14 protein-coding genes are annotated in these 18,694 nt (G+C 44.4%); 7 read left to right on the top strand and 7 right to left on the bottom strand.

Features of this window, described 5'->3' with window-relative positions:
• The first annotated feature begins 6 nt into the window (after window positions 1-6).
• Together pnuC and BSCG_RS02515 are read left to right on the top strand one after the other, a co-directional pair.
• Window positions 7-618, top strand: coding sequence for a nicotinamide riboside transporter PnuC (gene pnuC / locus BSCG_RS02510; RefSeq protein ID WP_004299130.1), 612 nt, complete (start codon window positions 7-9; stop codon window positions 616-618).
• Complete coding sequence (locus BSCG_RS02515) at window positions 615-1,241, top strand: thiamine diphosphokinase (RefSeq protein ID WP_008649998.1); 627 nt, start codon at window positions 615-617, stop codon at window positions 1,239-1,241. The genes pnuC and BSCG_RS02515 overlap by 4 nt, the downstream gene beginning before the upstream one ends.
• 132 nt (window positions 1,242-1,373) lie before the next feature.
• Here BSCG_RS02515 and thrC read toward each other — a convergent pair whose 3' ends face one another.
• The 3 genes from thrC to thrA are packed head-to-tail and all read right to left on the bottom strand — an operon-like array spanning window position 1,374 to window position 6,340.
• Entirely contained in the window at window positions 1,374-2,675 is a 1,302-nt protein-coding gene (gene thrC, locus BSCG_RS02520; protein ID WP_008777374.1) for a threonine synthase, read from the bottom strand.
• A gap of 13 nt (window positions 2,676-2,688) precedes the next feature.
• Window positions 2,689-3,897 (bottom strand): cofactor-independent phosphoglycerate mutase, encoded by a 1,209-nt coding sequence (locus BSCG_RS02525; RefSeq protein ID WP_004309068.1) that lies wholly within the window; start codon window positions 3,895-3,897, stop codon window positions 2,689-2,691.
• Between the two features lie 7 nt (window positions 3,898-3,904).
• Window positions 3,905-6,340 (bottom strand): bifunctional aspartate kinase/homoserine dehydrogenase I, encoded by a 2,436-nt coding sequence (gene thrA, locus BSCG_RS02530; protein ID WP_008649997.1) that lies wholly within the window; start codon window positions 6,338-6,340, stop codon window positions 3,905-3,907.
• 401 nt (window positions 6,341-6,741) lie between these two features.
• Here thrA and BSCG_RS02535 point away from each other — a divergent pair, with 401 nt between their 5' ends.
• The 5 genes from BSCG_RS02535 (at window position 6,742) to BSCG_RS02555 (ending at window position 14,127) form a co-directional block, all read left to right on the top strand.
• A complete protein-coding gene (locus BSCG_RS02535) occupies window positions 6,742-7,779 on the top strand; it encodes an asparaginase (protein WP_008777373.1) in 1,038 nt (345 codons plus the stop codon).
• A gap of 86 nt (window positions 7,780-7,865) precedes the next feature.
• Window positions 7,866-9,233, top strand: coding sequence for a DNA repair protein RadA (gene radA / locus BSCG_RS02540; RefSeq protein ID WP_008777372.1), 1,368 nt, complete (start codon window positions 7,866-7,868; stop codon window positions 9,231-9,233).
• Window positions 9,234-9,299: 66 nt separating this feature from the next.
• Complete coding sequence (locus BSCG_RS02545) at window positions 9,300-10,952, top strand: NAD(P)/FAD-dependent oxidoreductase (RefSeq protein WP_008777371.1); 1,653 nt, start codon at window positions 9,300-9,302, stop codon at window positions 10,950-10,952.
• A 16-nt stretch (window positions 10,953-10,968) separates the two neighbouring features.
• Window positions 10,969-11,571, top strand: a complete 603-nt coding sequence (locus BSCG_RS02550) for a response regulator transcription factor (protein WP_004306407.1) — start codon at window positions 10,969-10,971, stop codon at window positions 11,569-11,571.
• Between the two features lie 90 nt (window positions 11,572-11,661).
• Window positions 11,662-14,127 (top strand): TonB-dependent receptor, encoded by a 2,466-nt coding sequence (locus BSCG_RS02555; protein WP_032849824.1) that lies wholly within the window; start codon window positions 11,662-11,664, stop codon window positions 14,125-14,127.
• Between the two features lie 533 nt (window positions 14,128-14,660).
• On the opposite strand, the gene BSCG_RS02560 is transcribed toward BSCG_RS02555, so the two are convergent.
• The 4 genes from BSCG_RS02560 to BSCG_RS02575 form a co-directional block, all read right to left on the bottom strand.
• A complete protein-coding gene (locus tag BSCG_RS02560) occupies window positions 14,661-15,179 on the bottom strand; it encodes a GNAT family N-acetyltransferase (protein ID WP_015531319.1) in 519 nt (172 codons plus the stop codon).
• Window positions 15,180-15,215: 36 nt separating this feature from the next.
• Window positions 15,216-16,409, bottom strand: coding sequence for a zinc ribbon domain-containing protein (locus tag BSCG_RS02565; RefSeq protein ID WP_175285339.1), 1,194 nt, complete (start codon window positions 16,407-16,409; stop codon window positions 15,216-15,218).
• Complete coding sequence (locus BSCG_RS02570) at window positions 16,406-18,235, bottom strand: peptidase U32 family protein (protein ID WP_008777367.1); 1,830 nt, start codon at window positions 18,233-18,235, stop codon at window positions 16,406-16,408. Before BSCG_RS02570 ends, BSCG_RS02565 begins: the two co-directional genes overlap by 4 nt.
• Window positions 18,232-18,694 (bottom strand): homoserine O-acetyltransferase/O-succinyltransferase family protein (locus BSCG_RS02575; RefSeq protein WP_032849821.1); only part of this gene is annotated, 463 nt, incomplete at its 5' end. The genes BSCG_RS02570 and BSCG_RS02575, both read right to left, overlap by 4 nt.

Raw genomic sequence — 18,694 nt, 5'->3', positions numbered from 1 at the left:
AGAGTTATGGAATTGAATTTTCTGGAAATATTCGGTACGATTGTCGGGCTAGTCTACCTTTGGTTAGAATACCGGGCAAGTATCTACCTTTGGATAGCGGGTATTGTGATGCCTGCCATCTACATCTTCGTATATTACAAAGCCGGATTGTATGCTGACTTTGGCATCAATATCTACTACCTGATAGCTGCCATCTACGGCTGGTTCTTCTGGATGTGGGGACACAGGAAAAAGAAAGGTCAACTGACGACAGCAGATGCTTCAACCGGTGACACCCCTAAAGATCTTCCTATCGTACATACTCCGGGAAAATGTTACTTGCCTCTTTTTCTGGTATTCGTCGTTTCTTTCCTCGGTATTGCATGGATACTGATAGCATATACGGATAGCAATGTTCCCTGGCTAGATAGCTTTACTACCGCATTGAGCATTGTCGGTATGTGGATGCTGGCACGCAAATACGTCGAGCAATGGTTTGCCTGGATTTTTGTGGATATTGTCTGCTGCGGACTTTATATCTACAAAGACCTTTATTTTACTTCCGCTTTATACGGACTTTACTCCATTATAGCTATCTTTGGCTACTTTAAGTGGAAAAAATTAATGAGCATACAATGAAATACGAACACTATACTCCCGAAGCCGTGATACTTGCCAATGGCGAATATCCCAGCCATCCTCTTCCCCTGCAAATGCTGGAAAATGCAGAATTTGTAGTTTGCTGTGACGGGGCTGCCAATGAATATATCCTGCGTGGGCATACCCCCGATGTAATTATCGGTGACGGGGATTCTCTTTCCCCGGAATATAAAGAACTTTTCTCCCCTATTGTACATCAGATAGCGAATCAAGAAACGAACGACCAAACCAAAGCCGTTCATTTCCTGCAAAAGAAAGGATTCCGGAGAATTGCCATCGTCGGAGCCACCGGCAAACGGGAAGATCATACGTTAGGAAACATCAGTCTGCTGATCGACTACATGAAAGATGGTATCGAGGTACGTACCATTACCGATTATGGTATGTTTATCCCCGCCAAAGACACGCAAACCTTCGCCTCTCATCCGGGGCAACAAGTTTCTATTTTCAATTTCGGAGCGAAAGGATTGCAAGGAGAGGGATTAGTTTATCCTCTTAGTGATTTTACTAATTGGTGGCAAGGAACGCTTAATGAAGCAACAGCAAATGAGTTTACTGTTCATTGTACGGGAGAATATTTAGTATTCTTAGCTTCTATATAAACTATATTGCAATTATCCGGTTTATGCCACCCTATTGTCACAATTGTGCCACCTTGTTGGCACGACCGTGACACTTCGATGGCACAACCGTGCCAACAAGGTGGCACAAATTCATTCATAGGAAGAAGAGGATTAAAGCGTCAACAAATACTTCTTGAAGTCCGCAAAGTCTTTTGTCATTTGAAGGCTTTTTTTCTCGCCTTTCATAAATTCCTGCAATTTGGCAGGGATTTCTACCGCTTCTCCAATAATGCTTTCCACTGTTTCGAGGAACTTAGCAGGATGAGCCGTTTCAAGGAATACACCTGTTTCTCCCTCTTTCAAGCCTTCTACCAACGCACGATATCCACAAGCACCATGAGGATCAAGGAGATAATGATGTTCTTTCCAGGTTTCCTTCACCGTTTCGCGGATTTGCTCATCGGTATAAGTTGTTCCTGAAATCTCGGCAGAGATATCAGCATGTGAACCACTATATAAATCGAGTACGCGGGCAAAGTTACTCGGATCGCCTACGTCCATAGCATTAGCAATCGTTGCGATAGACGGACGGGGATTATATTTACCTGTCTGCAGATATTGATAGAAAATATCGTTGCGGTTATTAGCAGCAATGAAACGCTTCACGGGTAAACCCATCTTCTTGCCAAACAATCCGGCGGTGATATTTCCGAAGTTTCCACTAGGTACACAGATTACAGCATTATCAGCTTTTCCGGCACGTTTCAATTGTGCATAAGCATAGAAATAATAGAATGCCTGCGGCAAGAAACGGGCTACATTGATGGAGTTGGCAGAAGTCAACGAAAGGTGTTCATTCAATTCTTTATCCATGAAAGCAGATTTCACCAATGCCTGACAATCATCAAATGTTCCGTCCACTTCAAGCGCAGTAATATTCTGTCCGAGCGTAGTGAATTGCTTCTCCTGTATTTCGCTCACTTTTCCTTTCGGATAAAGCACATACACATGAATACCTTCCACACCCAGAAAGCCGTTGGCAACAGCACTTCCCGTATCACCGGAAGTAGCTACCAATACATTGACATTCTTTTGTCCTTCTTTTTTAATGAAGTATCCCAAAAGACGCGCCATGAAACGACCGCCTACATCTTTAAATGCTAACGTCGGTCCGTGGAAAAGTTCAAGTGAATAGATGTTATCTGCCACCTTAAACAAAGGTACATCGAAACTTAATGTATCATATACAATCTGTTTCAGCGTATCGGCAGGAATATCCTCACCGAAGAAAGCATCGGCTACGCGATAAGCAATTTCCTGAAAGGATAAACTATCAATCGTATCGTAAAAGTCCTGTGGAAGAGGTTTGATAGACATAGGCATAAACAGCCCTTTGTCGGCAGCAAGCCCTTTTACCACCGCTTCTTGCAGTGAGGCAACAGGTGCTTGTTTATTCGTACTATAATATTTCATAATCTGTGGTGACTTATTTCATGAATTCTTTTATAAACTCGTCTTCTTTCAGAAGTCCGTAACTACCGTTGCAAGCGGCTATTTCATCATACGTCTGCACCTCGTCCGGCTCGATACCCGGATACCAGATAAGAAACGGAATGGGATCAGATGTATGAGTACGAAGCTCACAGGGAGTAGGATGATCGGGCAATACAGCAATGGCTACCGGTTCGTCCCAATCTTTCACTGCTTCATAAATAGGACCTACGGCACGTTTATCAAGATTCTCGATAGTGAGAAGTTTCAAGTCGATGTCTCCTTCGTGTCCGGCCTCATCACTGGCTTCGATATGCAGATAAACAAAATCATCCGTCTTCAATGCTTCCAAGGCAGCGGTCACTTTGTTTTCATAGTTCGTATTATAAAGTCCGGTTGCTCCCTCTACTGCGATGCGACGTAAATCAGCATAATAACCGATTCCGTTTATCAGATCGACAGCCGAGATGACTACTCCTTTCTTTACCTGTGGGAAAGTCTCGGAGAAAGTAGGCATCTGCGGACGGTAACCGGGGCTCCAGGGCCAAATACTGTTCGCAGGATCTTTACCTTCTGCCATACGTTTCAGATTCAATGGATGATCTTTCAGCAGTTCCTGTGATTTCAGAATCAGGTCGTTAATCAGATCTGCCGTTTCTTGTGCTTCCGGAACCAATGGTTTCACCATCAATGGACGGAAAGGTTTCAAAGGTACATCATGCGGAGGTGTACAATCCAGTTCTTTATTACCTCCCTTGATAACCAATAGATGGCGGTACTGAACTCCTGTATGAAAGCGTACGCGGTCATTGCCCAGTTTTTCTTGCAAATATTGAATCAATACATCTGCTTCTTCCGTAGATATATGTCCGGAGGAGTGATTCTTCAGAATATCTCCTTCCACACAAATCAAATTACAGCGCATTGCCATCTCACCCGGTTTCAGATCCACACCAATACTGGCAGCTTCCAGCGGTCCGCGACCTTCATATACCTTTGGCAAATTATATCCCAACACGGACATATTGGCAACTTCACTACCCGGATGGAAACCTTCCGCCACAGTAATCAGGCGGCCGTTACGTCCCATGCGAGCTAGCTTATCCATATAAGGCGTCTTTGCATATTGCAGGAGCGTCTTGTCCCCTAATGACTTCACTGGCCAATCGGCCATTCCGTCTCCCAATATGATAATATGTTTCATAAGGCGTTTAAACATTTGCGATGCTCATGATGTCGGCAAATACTCCGGCAGCCGTTACGCCGGCACCGGCACCGTATCCTTGAATCATCATCGGATATTCTTTATAGCGTTCCGTAGTGAGCAGGATAATATTGTTGCTGCCTTCCAAGCCGTAGAACGGATGGTTGGCTCCTACTTCCTGCAGGCCGACGGAGGCTTTTCCATTCTCCAGTTTGGCGACGAAACGCCAGTGCTTGTTTTCTTTTTCCAATACCTGGCGACGGGCTTCAAAGTCTGCGTCGAGACTTGGAACACGTTTCCAGAAATCTTCCAGAGAACCTTCGAAGAAGTCATTCGGAACAAAGAGGTTCTTTTCAACATCTTCCTGTTCCAGACGGTATCCGGCTTCACGTGCCAGAATCACCAGTTTACGGATCACATCTTTTCCACTCAAGTCAATACGTGGGTCCGGTTCAGAGTAGCGTTCTTCCTGTGCCATTTTGATGGTACGGCTGAAAGGAATATCGGCGCTGATTTTATTAAATATATAGTTCAGTGTACCGGAAAGCACCGCTTCAATCTTCAGAATCTTGTCACCGCTATGAATCAGGTCATTAATTGTATTGATGATCGGAAGACCTGCACCTACGTTTGTTTCGAACAGATACTTCACACCCCGTTGGCGGGCAATCGTTTTCAGTTCACGATAGTTTTCATAAGCGGAAGAAGCCGCAATCTTATTGGCTGCTACCACAGAGATATTGTGTTGCAGGAAATCTTTGTAAAGCGATGCGATGTCAGCGCTGGCCGTACAGTCTACAAATACAGAATTAAAGATATTCATTCCGATAATCTCGTCGCGGATGGTTTGCAAGCTGCTGTCCTTACCCTTTTCCAACAGTTCTTCACGGAAGTTGGCGAGGTCGAAACCTTCACGGCTGAACATTGCCTTGGCTGCATCAATGATGCCTACTACATGGAGTTTCAGTCCGTTTTCCATCATCAGCTTTTGTTGCTGGCAACGAATCTGTTCTACCAGACTACCCCCTACCGTACCGACACCACAGATAAAGAGGTTCAATACCTGATATTCGGAGAGGAAGAAAGAGTCGTGGATTACGTTCAATGATTTACGCAAGGATTTGGAATCGACCACAAAAGAGATATTAGTTTCCGAAGCTCCCTGTGCACAAGCGATAACGTTGATACCATTACGTCCCAGTGTACCGAAAAGTTTACCTGCGATACCCGGTGTATGTTTCATATTCTCACCTACAATAGCCACTGTTGCCAGATTTCTTTCCGCCAAAATCGGAGAAATCTCCCCCATCTCTATTTCTTTCGCAAATTCTTCGTTCAGCACTTCACAAGCCAGGTCGGCATCGGCATTACGCACACCGATAGAAGTACTGTTTTCCGATGAAGCCTGTGAGACGAGGAACACGCTGATTCCATTCTTTGCCAATGCTTTAAAAATGCGGTAGTTTACACCGATCACACCTACCATACCAAGACCCTGAACAGTAATCAGACTTGTGTCGTTGATGGAGGAAATCCCCTTGATAGCCTTGCTCTGCGGGTTGGAAACTTCTTGTTTGATAACCGTTCCCACTCCATCCGGGTTGAATGTATTCTTTATTATAATAGGAATATTCTTGTGACATACGGGATAGATAGTCGGCGGATAAACCACCTTTGCGCCGAAGTTACAAAGTTCGGTCGCTTCTACGTAACTCAATTCCGTAATCGTATAAGCAGTCGAAATGACACGCGGATCAGCCGTCATAAATCCGTCTACGTCCGTCCAGATTTCCAGACTTGTCGCATCTAGCGCCGCAGCAACAATGGCAGCCGTATAGTCCGAGCCACCGCGTCCGAGGTTTGTTACATCCCCTGTCGTTTTATCCGAAGAGATGAATCCCGGCACCAGCGCTACTTTAGGAATAGACTGGAAAGCCTCTTTCACCAGTTTATTAGTCAATTCGGTATCCAGCGTGTGCTTGCTATGCTTTCTTTCCGTCTTGATAAAAGTGCGCGAATCGAACCATTTTGCTCCCTCAATCAGTGCAGTGACGATGATCGATGAAAGGCGTTCACCATAGCTGACGATTGTATCCGAAGTCTTCGGGGAAAGGTCTTTAATCAGGTAAATTCCCTGAAAGATATCCTTCAATTCGTTCAGTAGTTCGCCAATCTGACGTTGCAACGATACTTGCTTTTCTCCGGCAGGAATCACCTCCTTAATCATCTCCACATGACGGTAAACGATTTCGCGGAACTCACCCTCATAGGCTGAATCTCCCACTGCCGCCATCTTCGATGTATTTATCAATTTGTCAGTGATGCCTCCCAATGCGGAAACAACTACAATTACCGGCTCATTTGCCGACTCTACAATTCTCTTTACGCTTAAAATGCTGTTCACGGAACCTACGGATGTTCCGCCGAATTTCATTACTTTCATGAAGATACTTATTTAAATGCAATGTCCTGCAGTTTGCTTTTTACAGAACGATTGGTTGTTTACGAATAAAATTGAATTTGAATTTTGCCTGCTTATACAAGCGTGAATCACGTAGATACACAAAAACTATCCATTAACCCCTAAGGGTCATGGTACACATGGATGTGACTGTATGTGGATAGTACTTCATCATAGTCCTTGTTTCTACTCTTGTTTTTGATAAGTGTCGCAAAAGTAATAATAAAAACGTTCAATCTATCACTTTTTTCGGTTTTTTTCTGATAAAAAGAATCTTTCGCCTGCGCTTTATCCGGTCATCCGCCTTCACTTTTATGACATTTTGTTACTTATTTATCAAATCTATTATTATATTTGCGAAAACAATCGCACAAAATCAGCTTATGAGCCCATTAAATACTTCCGTATTGTTAATATACACCGGTGGAACAATTGGTATGATTGAGAATGCCGCGACAGGTGCTCTGGAGAACTTTAACTTCGAGCAACTGCAAAAGTATATCCCCGAACTGCAAAAGTTCAATTTTCCAATTGACACCTATCAGTTTGATCCTCCGATGGATTCGTCGGACATGGAACCGGATATGTGGCGGAAGCTGGTACGCATTATTCATGACAACTACAATCGTTACCACGGCTTCGTCATCCTGCACGGAACGGACACGATGGCTTATACCGCTTCCGCCCTAAGTTTTATGCTGGAAGGACTGGACAAACCCGTCATTCTCACAGGCTCACAGCTTCCCATCGGCGTACTCCGCACGGACGGAAAGGAAAATCTGATGACCAGTATCGAGATTGCCATTGCACAAAACAAGGAAGGAAGGACACTGGTGCCCGAAGTATGCATCTTCTTTGAAAATCACCTGATGCGGGGAAACCGTACGACAAAGATGAATGCAGAAAACTTCAATGCATTCCGTTCTTTCAATTATCCGGTATTGGCGGAAGCGGGAATCCATATTAAATATAATAATGTACAAATTCACGGAAATGGTGAAGAACGGGAATTGAAACCGCACTATTTGCTGGATACCAATGTAGTGGTACTGAAGCTCTTTCCGGGCATCCAGGAAAATGTAATTGCCACCATTCTGGGGATTGAAGGTTTAAAGGCGGTTGTGCTCGAAACATACGGTTCGGGGAATGCTCCCCGAAAGGAATGGTTTATACGCCGGCTCTGTCAGGCCAGTGAACGTGGAATTGTGATTGTCAACGTAACACAATGCAGCGCAGGAATGGTAGAAATGGAACGTTACGAAACGGGATACCAGTTATTGCAGGCAGGCGTTGTCTCCGGATATGACAGTACAACGGAATCGGCAGTCACTAAATTAATGTTCTTACTGGGACATGGATATACCCCGGATGAGGTACGCGACCGGATGAACCGTTCGATAGCGGGAGAGATAACTCTGTAGGCTTCATCTATTTCTATTAGGCAGGGATAACTTATTTCTAATAAATTATCCCTATTTTTGTACCCTACAAGAAGAAAGGAATTTCGATGGCAAAAGAGAAAACCGTATATGTATGCAGTAATTGCGGACAGGATTCACCCAAATGGGTGGGTAAATGTCCGTCGTGTGGAGAATGGAATACGTATGTTGAAGAAATCGTACGGAAAGAACCCACTAACCGCCGTCCGGTGTCGGGCATTGAAACACAAAAGCCCAAGCCACTGGCACTTAGCGATATAGAGGCAGACGACGAGCCACGTATCAATATGCACGATGATGAACTGAATCGTGTATTGGGAGGCGGACTTGTACAGGGTTCTCTTGTCCTGATAGGCGGCGAACCGGGAATCGGTAAATCGACGCTCGTCATGCAGACCGTACTGCACATGCCGGAAAAGAAGATTCTTTATGTATCCGGTGAAGAGAGTGCACGACAGCTGAAACTTCGTGCTGACCGTCTCTCTGACACTTCCAGCGATTGCCTCATCGTTTGCGAGACTTCACTCGAACAGATTTATGTGCATATCAAGAATACGAATCCCGATTTAGTGATTATCGACTCTATACAGACTATTTCCACCGAAAGTATCGAATCGTCTCCCGGAAGTATAGCGCAAGTCAGAGAGTGTTCGGCGTCTATTCTTCGTTTTGCGAAAGAAACGCATACGCCTGTATTGCTGATCGGACATATTAATAAGGAAGGAAGTATTGCAGGACCTAAAGTGCTGGAACATATCGTAGATACTGTTCTTCAATTTGAGGGCGACCAACATTATATGTATCGTATTCTACGCAGTATCAAGAATCGTTTCGGTAGTACGGCAGAATTAGGTATTTATGAAATGCGTCAGGATGGGTTGCGCCAAGTGAGTAATCCTTCCGAACTTTTGCTAAGTCAGGATCATGAAGGGATGAGCGGGGTAGCCATTGCCTCCGCCATTGAGGGGATTCGCCCGTTTTTGATTGAGACACAGGCTTTGGTAAGCTCTGCAGTCTACGGAAATCCGCAACGTTCGGCAACCGGTTTCGATTTGAGAAGAATGAATATGCTGCTAGCTGTTCTCGAAAAGCGGGTGGGATTTAAGTTGGCACAGAAAGATGTGTTCCTGAATATTGCCGGAGGATTGAAAGTGAATGATCCGGCTATCGATCTGCCGGTTATCAGTGCAATCCTTTCTTCCAATATGGATGCAGCCATTGAGCCGGAAGTTTGCATGGCGGGAGAAATCGGATTGTCGGGAGAGATACGTCCTGTGAATCGAATTGAACAGCGTATCGGTGAAGCTGAAAAGTTAGGTTTCAAACGTTTCTTGCTACCTAAATATAACTTGCAAGGGATCGATACCCAAAAACTGAAGATAGAATTAGTACCGGTGAGAAAAGTAGAAGAGGCGTTCAGGGCTTTATTCGGATAAGACACTGATGCATAAATAGCCCGTTTTTCTAATTGGATAATCGAAAACAATATCAATAATAACTAAATGACACAAGAATACCAACTCCGTATACTTCCCGAAATCGCAGCAAACGAACAGAAATTAAAGGAATATCTTTCTAAAGAAAAAGGTCTGAATTTACGTGACATCACCGCTACCCGAATCTTGAAACGGAGTATTGATGCACGCCAGCGGACTATCTTCGTCAATCTGAAGGTAAGGGCATACATCAAGGAAATGCCGCAAGAAGATGAGTACGAACGTACTATATATAATAATGTAGAAGGAAAACCGCAAGTGATTGTCGTTGGCGCAGGTCCCGGCGGATTATTCGCTGCATTACGCCTTGTTGAACTTGGATTACGCCCTATCGTCATCGAACGTGGAAAAGACGTGCGCGAACGTAAAAAAGACCTGGCACAAATCAGCAGGGAACACACTGTTGATCCAGAATCGAATTACAGTTTCGGAGAAGGAGGTGCAGGAGCTTACTCGGATGGGAAACTCTATACCCGGAGCAAGAAGAGAGGAAATGTAGATAAGATTCTGAACGTATTTTGCCAGCATGGAGCTTCAACTTCGATATTGGTGGATGCGCATCCGCATATCGGAACAGACAAATTGCCACGTGTCATTGAAAATATGCGGAACACCATTATCGAATGTGGCGGAGAAGTACATTTCCAGATACGAATGGATGCATTGATTATTGAGAACGATGAAGTCAAAGGTATCGAAACAAATACAAGAAAGACTTTTCTCGGACCCGTGATACTGGCAACCGGACATTCGGCGAGAGATGTATATCGTTGGCTGGCTGCGAATCATGTGGCGATTGAAGCGAAAGGCATTGCAGTCGGTGTCCGTTTGGAGCATCCGGCAATGTTGATCGATCAAATACAATACCATAATAAGAATGGACGGGGCAAATACCTGCCCGCTGCTGAATACAGCTTTGTAACACAGGCAGAAGGCAGAGGAGTATATAGTTTCTGTATGTGTCCCGGAGGTTTCATCGTTCCTGCCGCCAGCGGACCGGAACAAGTGGTAGTAAACGGCATGTCTCCTGCCAACCGTGGGTCACGGTGGAGTAATTCGGGAATGGTAGTGGAAATTCAACCGGAAGATTTGGGAAATGAAGAATTAAAAATGAGGAATAAAGAATTGGCTGCGCAACAAGATGAACAGCTGATGGCACTAAACCCGAATTTGAAAAGTTCACAACTTTCAGAGATTAATTCACAGTTACTATCTGTTCTTCACTTTCAAGAGGAATTGGAACGTCAATGCTGGTTGCAGGGAGGCAGACGACAGACTGCTCCGGCACAACGCATGCTGGATTTTACCCGCAAGAAATTGAGTTACGATCTGCCCGAGTCATCCTATAGTCCGGGATTGATTTCGTCTCCACTTCATTTCTGGATGCCATCATTTATTAGCAAAAGGCTATCTCTTGGTTTCCAACAATTCGGACGAAGCAGTCACGGATTCCTGACAAATGAGGCAGTAATGATTGGTGTGGAAACACGAACTTCTTCCCCCGTTCGTATCATACGCGATAAGGATACTCTACAACATGTCACCGTTCGCGGATTATTTCCTTGCGGAGAAGGCGCAGGCTATGCCGGAGGAATTGTGTCTGCCGGGGTGGACGGCGAACGATGTGCAGAAGCAGCAGCCAACTATTTCAATCATTAATTAAACTTACACTAAAATGAATTATCAACCCGAAATAGCAATCGTAGAAGCCAATACATTGACCTGTCTCGGTCTGAAAGGAATCCTGGAGGAAATGATTCCTATGGCAACCATACGGACTTTTCATCACTTCAGCGAACTGATGGACGATACTCCCGATATGTATGCCCACTATTTCATTTCCGCACAGATTTACGTGGAGCACAATGCTTTCTTTCTCCCCCGGAAACGAAAAACGATTGTATTGGCAAGCGACAGTCCGCAATTCCAACTGTCCGGCGTACCTGTACTCAACATTCACGAATCCGAAGAAGAGCTGGTGAAAAACATATTGAAACTTCACCAACATGCTCACCATGACGGTTATCCGGTAAAAGATATGCCACCCATGCCTCCGATGCAGCCTCATCAGGAAATTCTATCCGCCCGTGAAATAGAAGTGCTCGTACTGATAACCAAAGGATTAATCAACAAAGAAATAGCAGATAAACTGAATATCAGCCTGACTACCGTTATCACTCACCGAAAAAATATCACGGAGAAATTAGGCATTAAGTCCGTCTCCGGGCTGACTATTTATGCTGTAATGAACGGATATATCGAAGCTGACCGAATCTGACCTCTTAAAAAATAAGTCATAATCCTAATAAATGAGGATTGACCGTCATCTATATTTGCCGTTACTTTGCACCAGATAAATTAACAGCAGATGAAGACAAAGAATATTATGATTGCCCTCACGCTCCTGACGACAGGTACAGCATGGGCGGAAGATTTCCCGAAAGACTCACTAAAAATAGTAGACATCGAAGAAGTGGTAGTGATTGCCACTCCGAAAGAGAATCGTAAGTTGCGTGAATTACCGGTGGCAGCCACTGTTTTATCGCAAGATAATATGCGCGCCAATCAGGTGAACTCTGTGAAAAACCTGACAGGCATCGTCCCTAATCTGTTTATCCCCGATTATGGTTCCAAACTGACCACTTCCATTTATATCCGCGGAATCGGCTCACGTATCAACACTCCGTCCGTAGGACTTTACGTAGACAACATCCCTTATATCGACAAATCCGCTTTCGACTTCAACTATGCTGATATCGAACGTATTGACATTCTCCGAGGACCACAAGGTACTCTCTACGGACGTAATACGATGGGAGGACTTATCAAAGTGCACACAAAATCGCCTTTCACTTATCAAGGTACTGATATCCGCATGGGAGCAGCGACCTACAATAATTATAATGTGTCACTCACCCACTATCACCGGACATCCGACCGCTTCGCTTTTTCTACCGGAGGTTTCTACGAACACACAGGTGGCTTCTTTGAAAATTCGGCAAGAAACAACGAAAAGGTAGACAAGAGCAATGCCGGTGGCGGACGTTTCCGTGGTATTTACCTGCCTAGTTCGAACCTGAAAATAGATATGGCCCTTAGCTATGAATATAGCGATCAGGGCGGATATCCGTATTACTATACCGGGATTACCCCCAGTGCGATAGCTAAAGCGAAAGAAAATGGTAAAGAAATGACAGAAGACCGGGCAGATTATATCGGTAAGATTTCATATAACGACCGCAGCAGTTACCGCCGTGGATTGCTCAACTCCGGTGTTAACATCGAATATCAAGCCAACAACTTTATATTAAGTGCCGTGACAGGTTATCAGAACCTGAACGACCGCATGTTTCTCGATCAGGATTTCACAGAAAGAGATATTTTCAATATTGAGCAAAAGCAACGTGCAAACACCATTTCCGAAGAGATTGTGTTGAAAGCCAAACCCGGAAAAAGATGGCAGTGGGCTACGGGAGCTTTCGGATTCTATCAATGGCTGCATACTACAGGTCCTGTTCTGTTTAAAGAAGAAGGAGTGAAGTCGGTCATTGAAAACAACGCCAATGCAGCTTTTGAAGAAGTATCTGCCAAACCCGGAGCTCCCACCATGGGAATGACCGTACATAACCCGTCATTAAGCGTAGGAGGAACTTTCGATACCCCGACTCTTAGCGGTGCACTTTATCATCAGTCTACTTTCAACAACTTGTTCATAGAAGGACTGTCCGTTACAGCCGGCCTCCGGCTCGATTACGAGAAAATCAGTATGAAGTATAATTCTCTTAGCACTCCTATCGACTTTGGTTTTGATTTTCACATGGCAATGGGCCCCACCCAAATCAACCTGTCCGATCAGAATATGAAAGCCCCGGCCTCTTTCGTTGGCAAGCTCTCTACTGATTATGTACAGCTTCTACCCAAATTTGCTATTCAATATGAATGGAAGAATCAAAATAACGTTTATGCCACCGTCACCCGGGGATATCGTTCGGGAGGATATAACATCCAAATGTTCTCTGACTTATCACAAACAGAATTGAAAAATTCGATGATGAATGCCATCAAAGAAAGTCCGACAATAGGGCAAGACCCCACCTGGGGAACAACCATTATTAAAATGATGGACCAAATGGTGCCTACAAAAGAGATTGATGTAAAAGCATCCACTACTTACAAACCCGAATATTCGTGGAACTACGAAGCAGGTAGCCACCTTACTTTATGGGAAGGCAGACTTTGGGCCGACGTCGCAGCATTCTATATGGATACCCGCGACCAACAACTCTCCCAATTTGCGGAAAGTGGTCTGGGACGTATCACTATCAATGCAGGAAAAAGCCGTAGCTATGGTGCAGAAGCAGCCCTTCGTGCCAGTGTGACAAAAGAACTTAGCCTGAACGTCAGTTACGGATATACGTATGCCACCTTTACGGATTATGTAATCACCGAAGAGCAAAAAGACGGCACTTTTAAAGTAACTGCAGATTATAATGGCAAATATGTTCCCTTTGTTCCCAAACATACCCTGAATATCGGAGGAGAATACGCCATCACCTGCAGTCCGCGCTCTATCTTCGACCGGGTTGTATTCCAAGCTAATTATAACGCTGCCGGACGCATCTACTGGACTGAACAAAACGATGTCAGCCAATCTTTCTATGGCACACTCAACTGGAGAACGAATCTGGAAATCGGTGACGCAATGATTAGTTTCTGGGCACGCAACTTCTTGAATAAAGAATATGCCGCCTTCTATTTCGAAACAATGAACAAAGGTTTTATGCAAAAAGGACGCCCAATGCAATTTGGAGTAGATCTCCGCTGCCGGTTCTAATCATTTTCACTCATAGAGATATTATTTAGTCATTTTATTGTCAGCTAAAGATTTTATCCATATAGAACAATGATTATCAATCCATTGACACCTGACAATAAGTGCTGACAATAACCCAAAAACAGGCTGACAATAAAAGATTCGGACTTTTATTGTCAGCCTGTCTCTTATAGATCGATGGCATAAAATACGTGATAGAAGAACGTATGCCTCTATGAAGTATGCATTATAAAGCCGTTATACTTAATTAATCCAATAGGCATTGTTCTCTTAACCCTTACGCTATCTTTACCTTTCCATGGCTGTGGTAGCTTCTCTTCACGGCCGTGGAGAGATCTCGTCACGGCTGTGGGAAGAAGTCACCACGGCCGTGGGAAGGTAAAGATAGCGGTACCTTCACACAACTATACCGGCATCTTAACGGAACTATACCGGTGTCCTGGCATTACTTTACCTACAGTTTCCTATTGGTTTGCTTATATCTAAGATTATCTTGTCTACATCTAATACACTTCAACTACACTCCACCACAATCAAGCAAGTTTCTCTGTTCCATCAGGTACACGCGTCATTTGATAAGCGATACGCTCTGTACCGTTCTTTACATAAATGATACCACAACGTTGAAAGCCATACTTCGTCAATATATGCTGCATGACTTTATTGTCCCGATGAGTATCTACCCGGAGATTGGGCCAACGTTCGAAACACCAGTTCAAGCAGGTTTCCGATACCCCCTTCTGTTTTCCGTTCGTTGCCAGCCGATGAATCACTCCATAAGGTTCATTATTGAGCCATGTTCCTTCATAAATCTGTTGATAAGTAGGGTCGTCTCCCAAGATAAAACAAAAAGTCCCCAAAATTTCTCCCTGTTCATCTATGCAGACAAAGCTATGTCCATCTTCAATTTCCTGACGAATCAATACTTCAGAAGGATAACCGTCAATCCATTGAGTAGTATTTCCGGTTGCACGCATAAAGGCACGGGCATAGTCATAAATCTCCATCACTAAAGGGAGATCTTTTATTTCGGTAGATCTGATTTCCATCATTTGAAAAGTTATTCAAGAATAAAACAGATAATAAAATTACTCATTGATAGCTCCACAATGGGGGCATACACCTTTTTGCTTCAACTTTTCCCCACAACGCCCACAACGATACTTATACCCAATGTTCCGATGGACTTTCTTCGCAAAAACCAGCATAAAAAAGGCAAGGAACAGATAACCGATATAAATATGTGTCATCAGGATAAAGAAGAAATAGCAGAAAATACAACAAGACATCAACCCCAGCAGATAAAAGATAGCTGCAGCGGGAGTCAACTGTCGGAACAAATCATCCAGCACCGCCAAAGCGACTATCAAAAACAGCCAAATACTCAACAAGAAGACAGAGAGAATAAAAGGAACTTTGAACGGCGACAAAGTAGGATTGAAATAAAAATGCTCCCACGTTTCCGGCACAAAGACCTGCATCGATTCGTAAATCGTTGCACTGAAGGCCATCAACAAACAGAGAAATAACGGATAAACACTATCTATATCATTAAAATAGACCATCTGCAACTGCTTTCGACGAAAAGCGCGAAACAGATATACACCGACGAATAAAGCGAAGATGATAATGAAATAAGAAGCATGCGTATCACTGAAAAGATGAATGGCCTGCGAAATACTATCAGTCGGCACAAATGACTTCTTGAGTTCTTTTTCACGTACCCAGCCCTGTTCATCCTGTGTATGAGCCAGCTTCACCCAAACACTGTCTACACTATCGGCAGGGTGAACCGCAAACTCTGCCACCACTACCCTATCCCCTTTATTCAACTGAATAAAAGTATCTTTTATCGGAAGACATTCCAAAGAGATGGAATCATCGACTACTTCCAAGTTTGTATTCCATGTATAATGCCGTTCGTACAAGTAAGTCAACGAGTCTTTCGTCTTCTTCGACAGTTCTTCCGAATCCAAAGCCGGTGCTTTATAATAACAAGATGAGAGCAAAAGTAAACATAGTAGGAGGTTCATCACTGTTTTCATCACTATTTTCACCACAGAGGACGCAGAGGACACAGAGGATAAAAAGGATAAAGAGGGTAAAAAGGGGAAAGAAGGTAAAGAGAAAAACTTTCTACACTTTTTCCAAAAAACACTCAAACAGTCTGTATCAGAAGAATGAGTGAAGATGTTACCTCCACTATATCCTCTGTGTCCTCTGCGTCCTCTGCGTCCTCTGTGGTGAAAACTGTGGTGAAAATTGTGAATAATGATTCTCATTGAGCCGCTTTTACTTTCATTTGACAATTCTTACAATCAAATTCCAGACGAAAACGTTTGCCGTCATTTGACACCAGGTAATAGGGTTCTTTATAAGGTGAACGTACCCGTTGATGGATGGGACACCATCCCATACTGTAACGCAAACAATGTTTGCAGAACATCAGTACCGCATCTTCCACCGCTTCTTTTTCGTAAGCCGCTGCTACCTGTTGAACCCCATGCTCCTGATAGAAAGAGGCTGCACGAGTATTCATGACATTTCCCAGATAGGTTAGCGTCGTTTGTGGAAAAGCATGATTGGTTGACTTCCATACCGACAATTCCTGACGGTAATTGATTCGACGGGCAGTTATTAACCGGTCGATTGCCTGCCGGCGGAAATCGGCTAATACCGAAGCCGGCAGAAACCAGTTGTCGGTAAAAGAGATTTCTATTTCTTTTGCTTCGAAAGGCGTATTCCCCAATTTGGACAGTTGCGTTTTCAGGTTGTCCGTCTGCGGAGTCCGGGCCGGCTCTTTTTCACGTGGAAGGGTGATTGTGACTCTATTATCATCTTCGTCAGTCAATGTCAAAGAGAAACCGGAATGATGGTCGGCAAGCAACATTCGCACTGCGATTTTCCTTTCGGCAGACTTACGGGAAAGCACTCGTTCAAATTCCTGGTCGAAATTACGATATAATGTGGTACGAGGCTTGATGCGAGGCATTTCCTGTGGATATAGTTTGTTGCTGTCCACCCGGTTGATGCGGAATCCCTGTAAACGTCCCTGTTCGTCGATATAACAAACACCGTCTCCATTGTTAAAGGATTTAAGTCCCGCAACCGTCAGATAATTGCCGCGAATCTCCTTCACAGTCCCCATCTCCTCGCCCAACGACTTGGGAGTGTCGAAAGAGAAAATCTCTTTGTCACGTCCATGCAGGAAATAATGTGTGAATCCACGGCTGAAACTCTTATCCAGTTGCGGCTTAAACTCGAAATTGCACGTACCCGAAGAAGCCCTTACATATTCCGGACGACGGGCAAAGATGGCATCCAGCTTTTGACGATAAGCGGCCGTTACATTCTTCACGTAAGAAACGTCTTTCAGCCGCCCTTCTATCTTGAACGAGGAAGCTCCGGCATCCAGCAATTGCTCCAGTTCGTCACTTTGATTCATATCTTTCAGGGAAAGCAGATGTTTGTCTTTGACAATCACTTTCCCGTCCGCGTCTACCAGACTAAAAGGTAACCGGCAGAATTGCGCACATTCCCCCCGGTTGGCACTACGGCCGAAACAGGCTTGGCTGACGTAGCACTGCCCGCTATAGCTGACACAAAGTGCCCCATGTACGAATACCTCTAAAGGCACTTCCGGACAATTTTCGTGTATCTTTTTTATTTCACGCAACGATAGTTCCCGCGCCAGGACTACTTGCCGGAAACCCGCCTTCCAAAGGAATTTTACTTTTTCCGGTGTACGGTTGTCCATTTGTGTACTGGCATGAAGCGGTATCGGAGGAAGATTCAACTTCGTGATCCCCATGTCCTGCACAATCAGCGCGTCTACGCCAATCCGATAAAGTGCATGAATCATCCCCTCCGTCTCTTTCAACTCTTCTTCTTTCAGAATCGTATTGACCGTGACATAAATACGTGCATGATACAAATGGGCATGCTGCACCAATGCTTCAATATCTTCCAATGAGTTCACAGCCGCCGCACGGGCACCGAACTTCGGAGCACCGATATATACAGCATCTGCCCCATGATTGATAGCTTCAATGCCACATTCCAGATTTTTCGCCGGAGCGAGAAGTTCTATTTTACGCTGCTTTATCATTGAATATCGTTGATGTTGTAAGGTGTTTCCTGATAAACGAAGTAGTTCAGCCAATTGGAGAACAACAAATTGGCATGAGCACGCCAACGTACCAACGGGCCTTTTTCAGGATCATTGTCTATATAATAATTGCGGGGCATCTCTATCGGCAAGCCTTTATCGAGATCGCGACGGTATTCCGTGTCCAGTGTCAGCGGAGAATATTCGGAGTGTCCCGTGACAAAGAATTCACGACCGCCCCGTGCCATTGCCATATAGACACCGGCATCTTCCGATTCGGAAAGCAACGTCAGTTCCGGAACTTTCAGAATGTCTTCCCTGCGTACTTCTGTATGACGGCTATGCGGCACATAGAAACAATCATCAAAACCACGGAAGATGGAGTGGAAAGGTTCCAATACCCGATGTTCAAAGATACCGAACATCTTCTCTTTCAACGGATATTTAGGAACTCCATAA

The organism is Bacteroides sp. 2_2_4, assembly GCF_000157055.1.
GTDB lineage: Bacteria > Bacteroidota > Bacteroidia > Bacteroidales > Bacteroidaceae > Bacteroides > Bacteroides ovatus.
The sequence above is the reverse complement of the archived record's forward strand: the minus strand, read 5'-3'. Positions and strand labels throughout refer to the sequence as shown.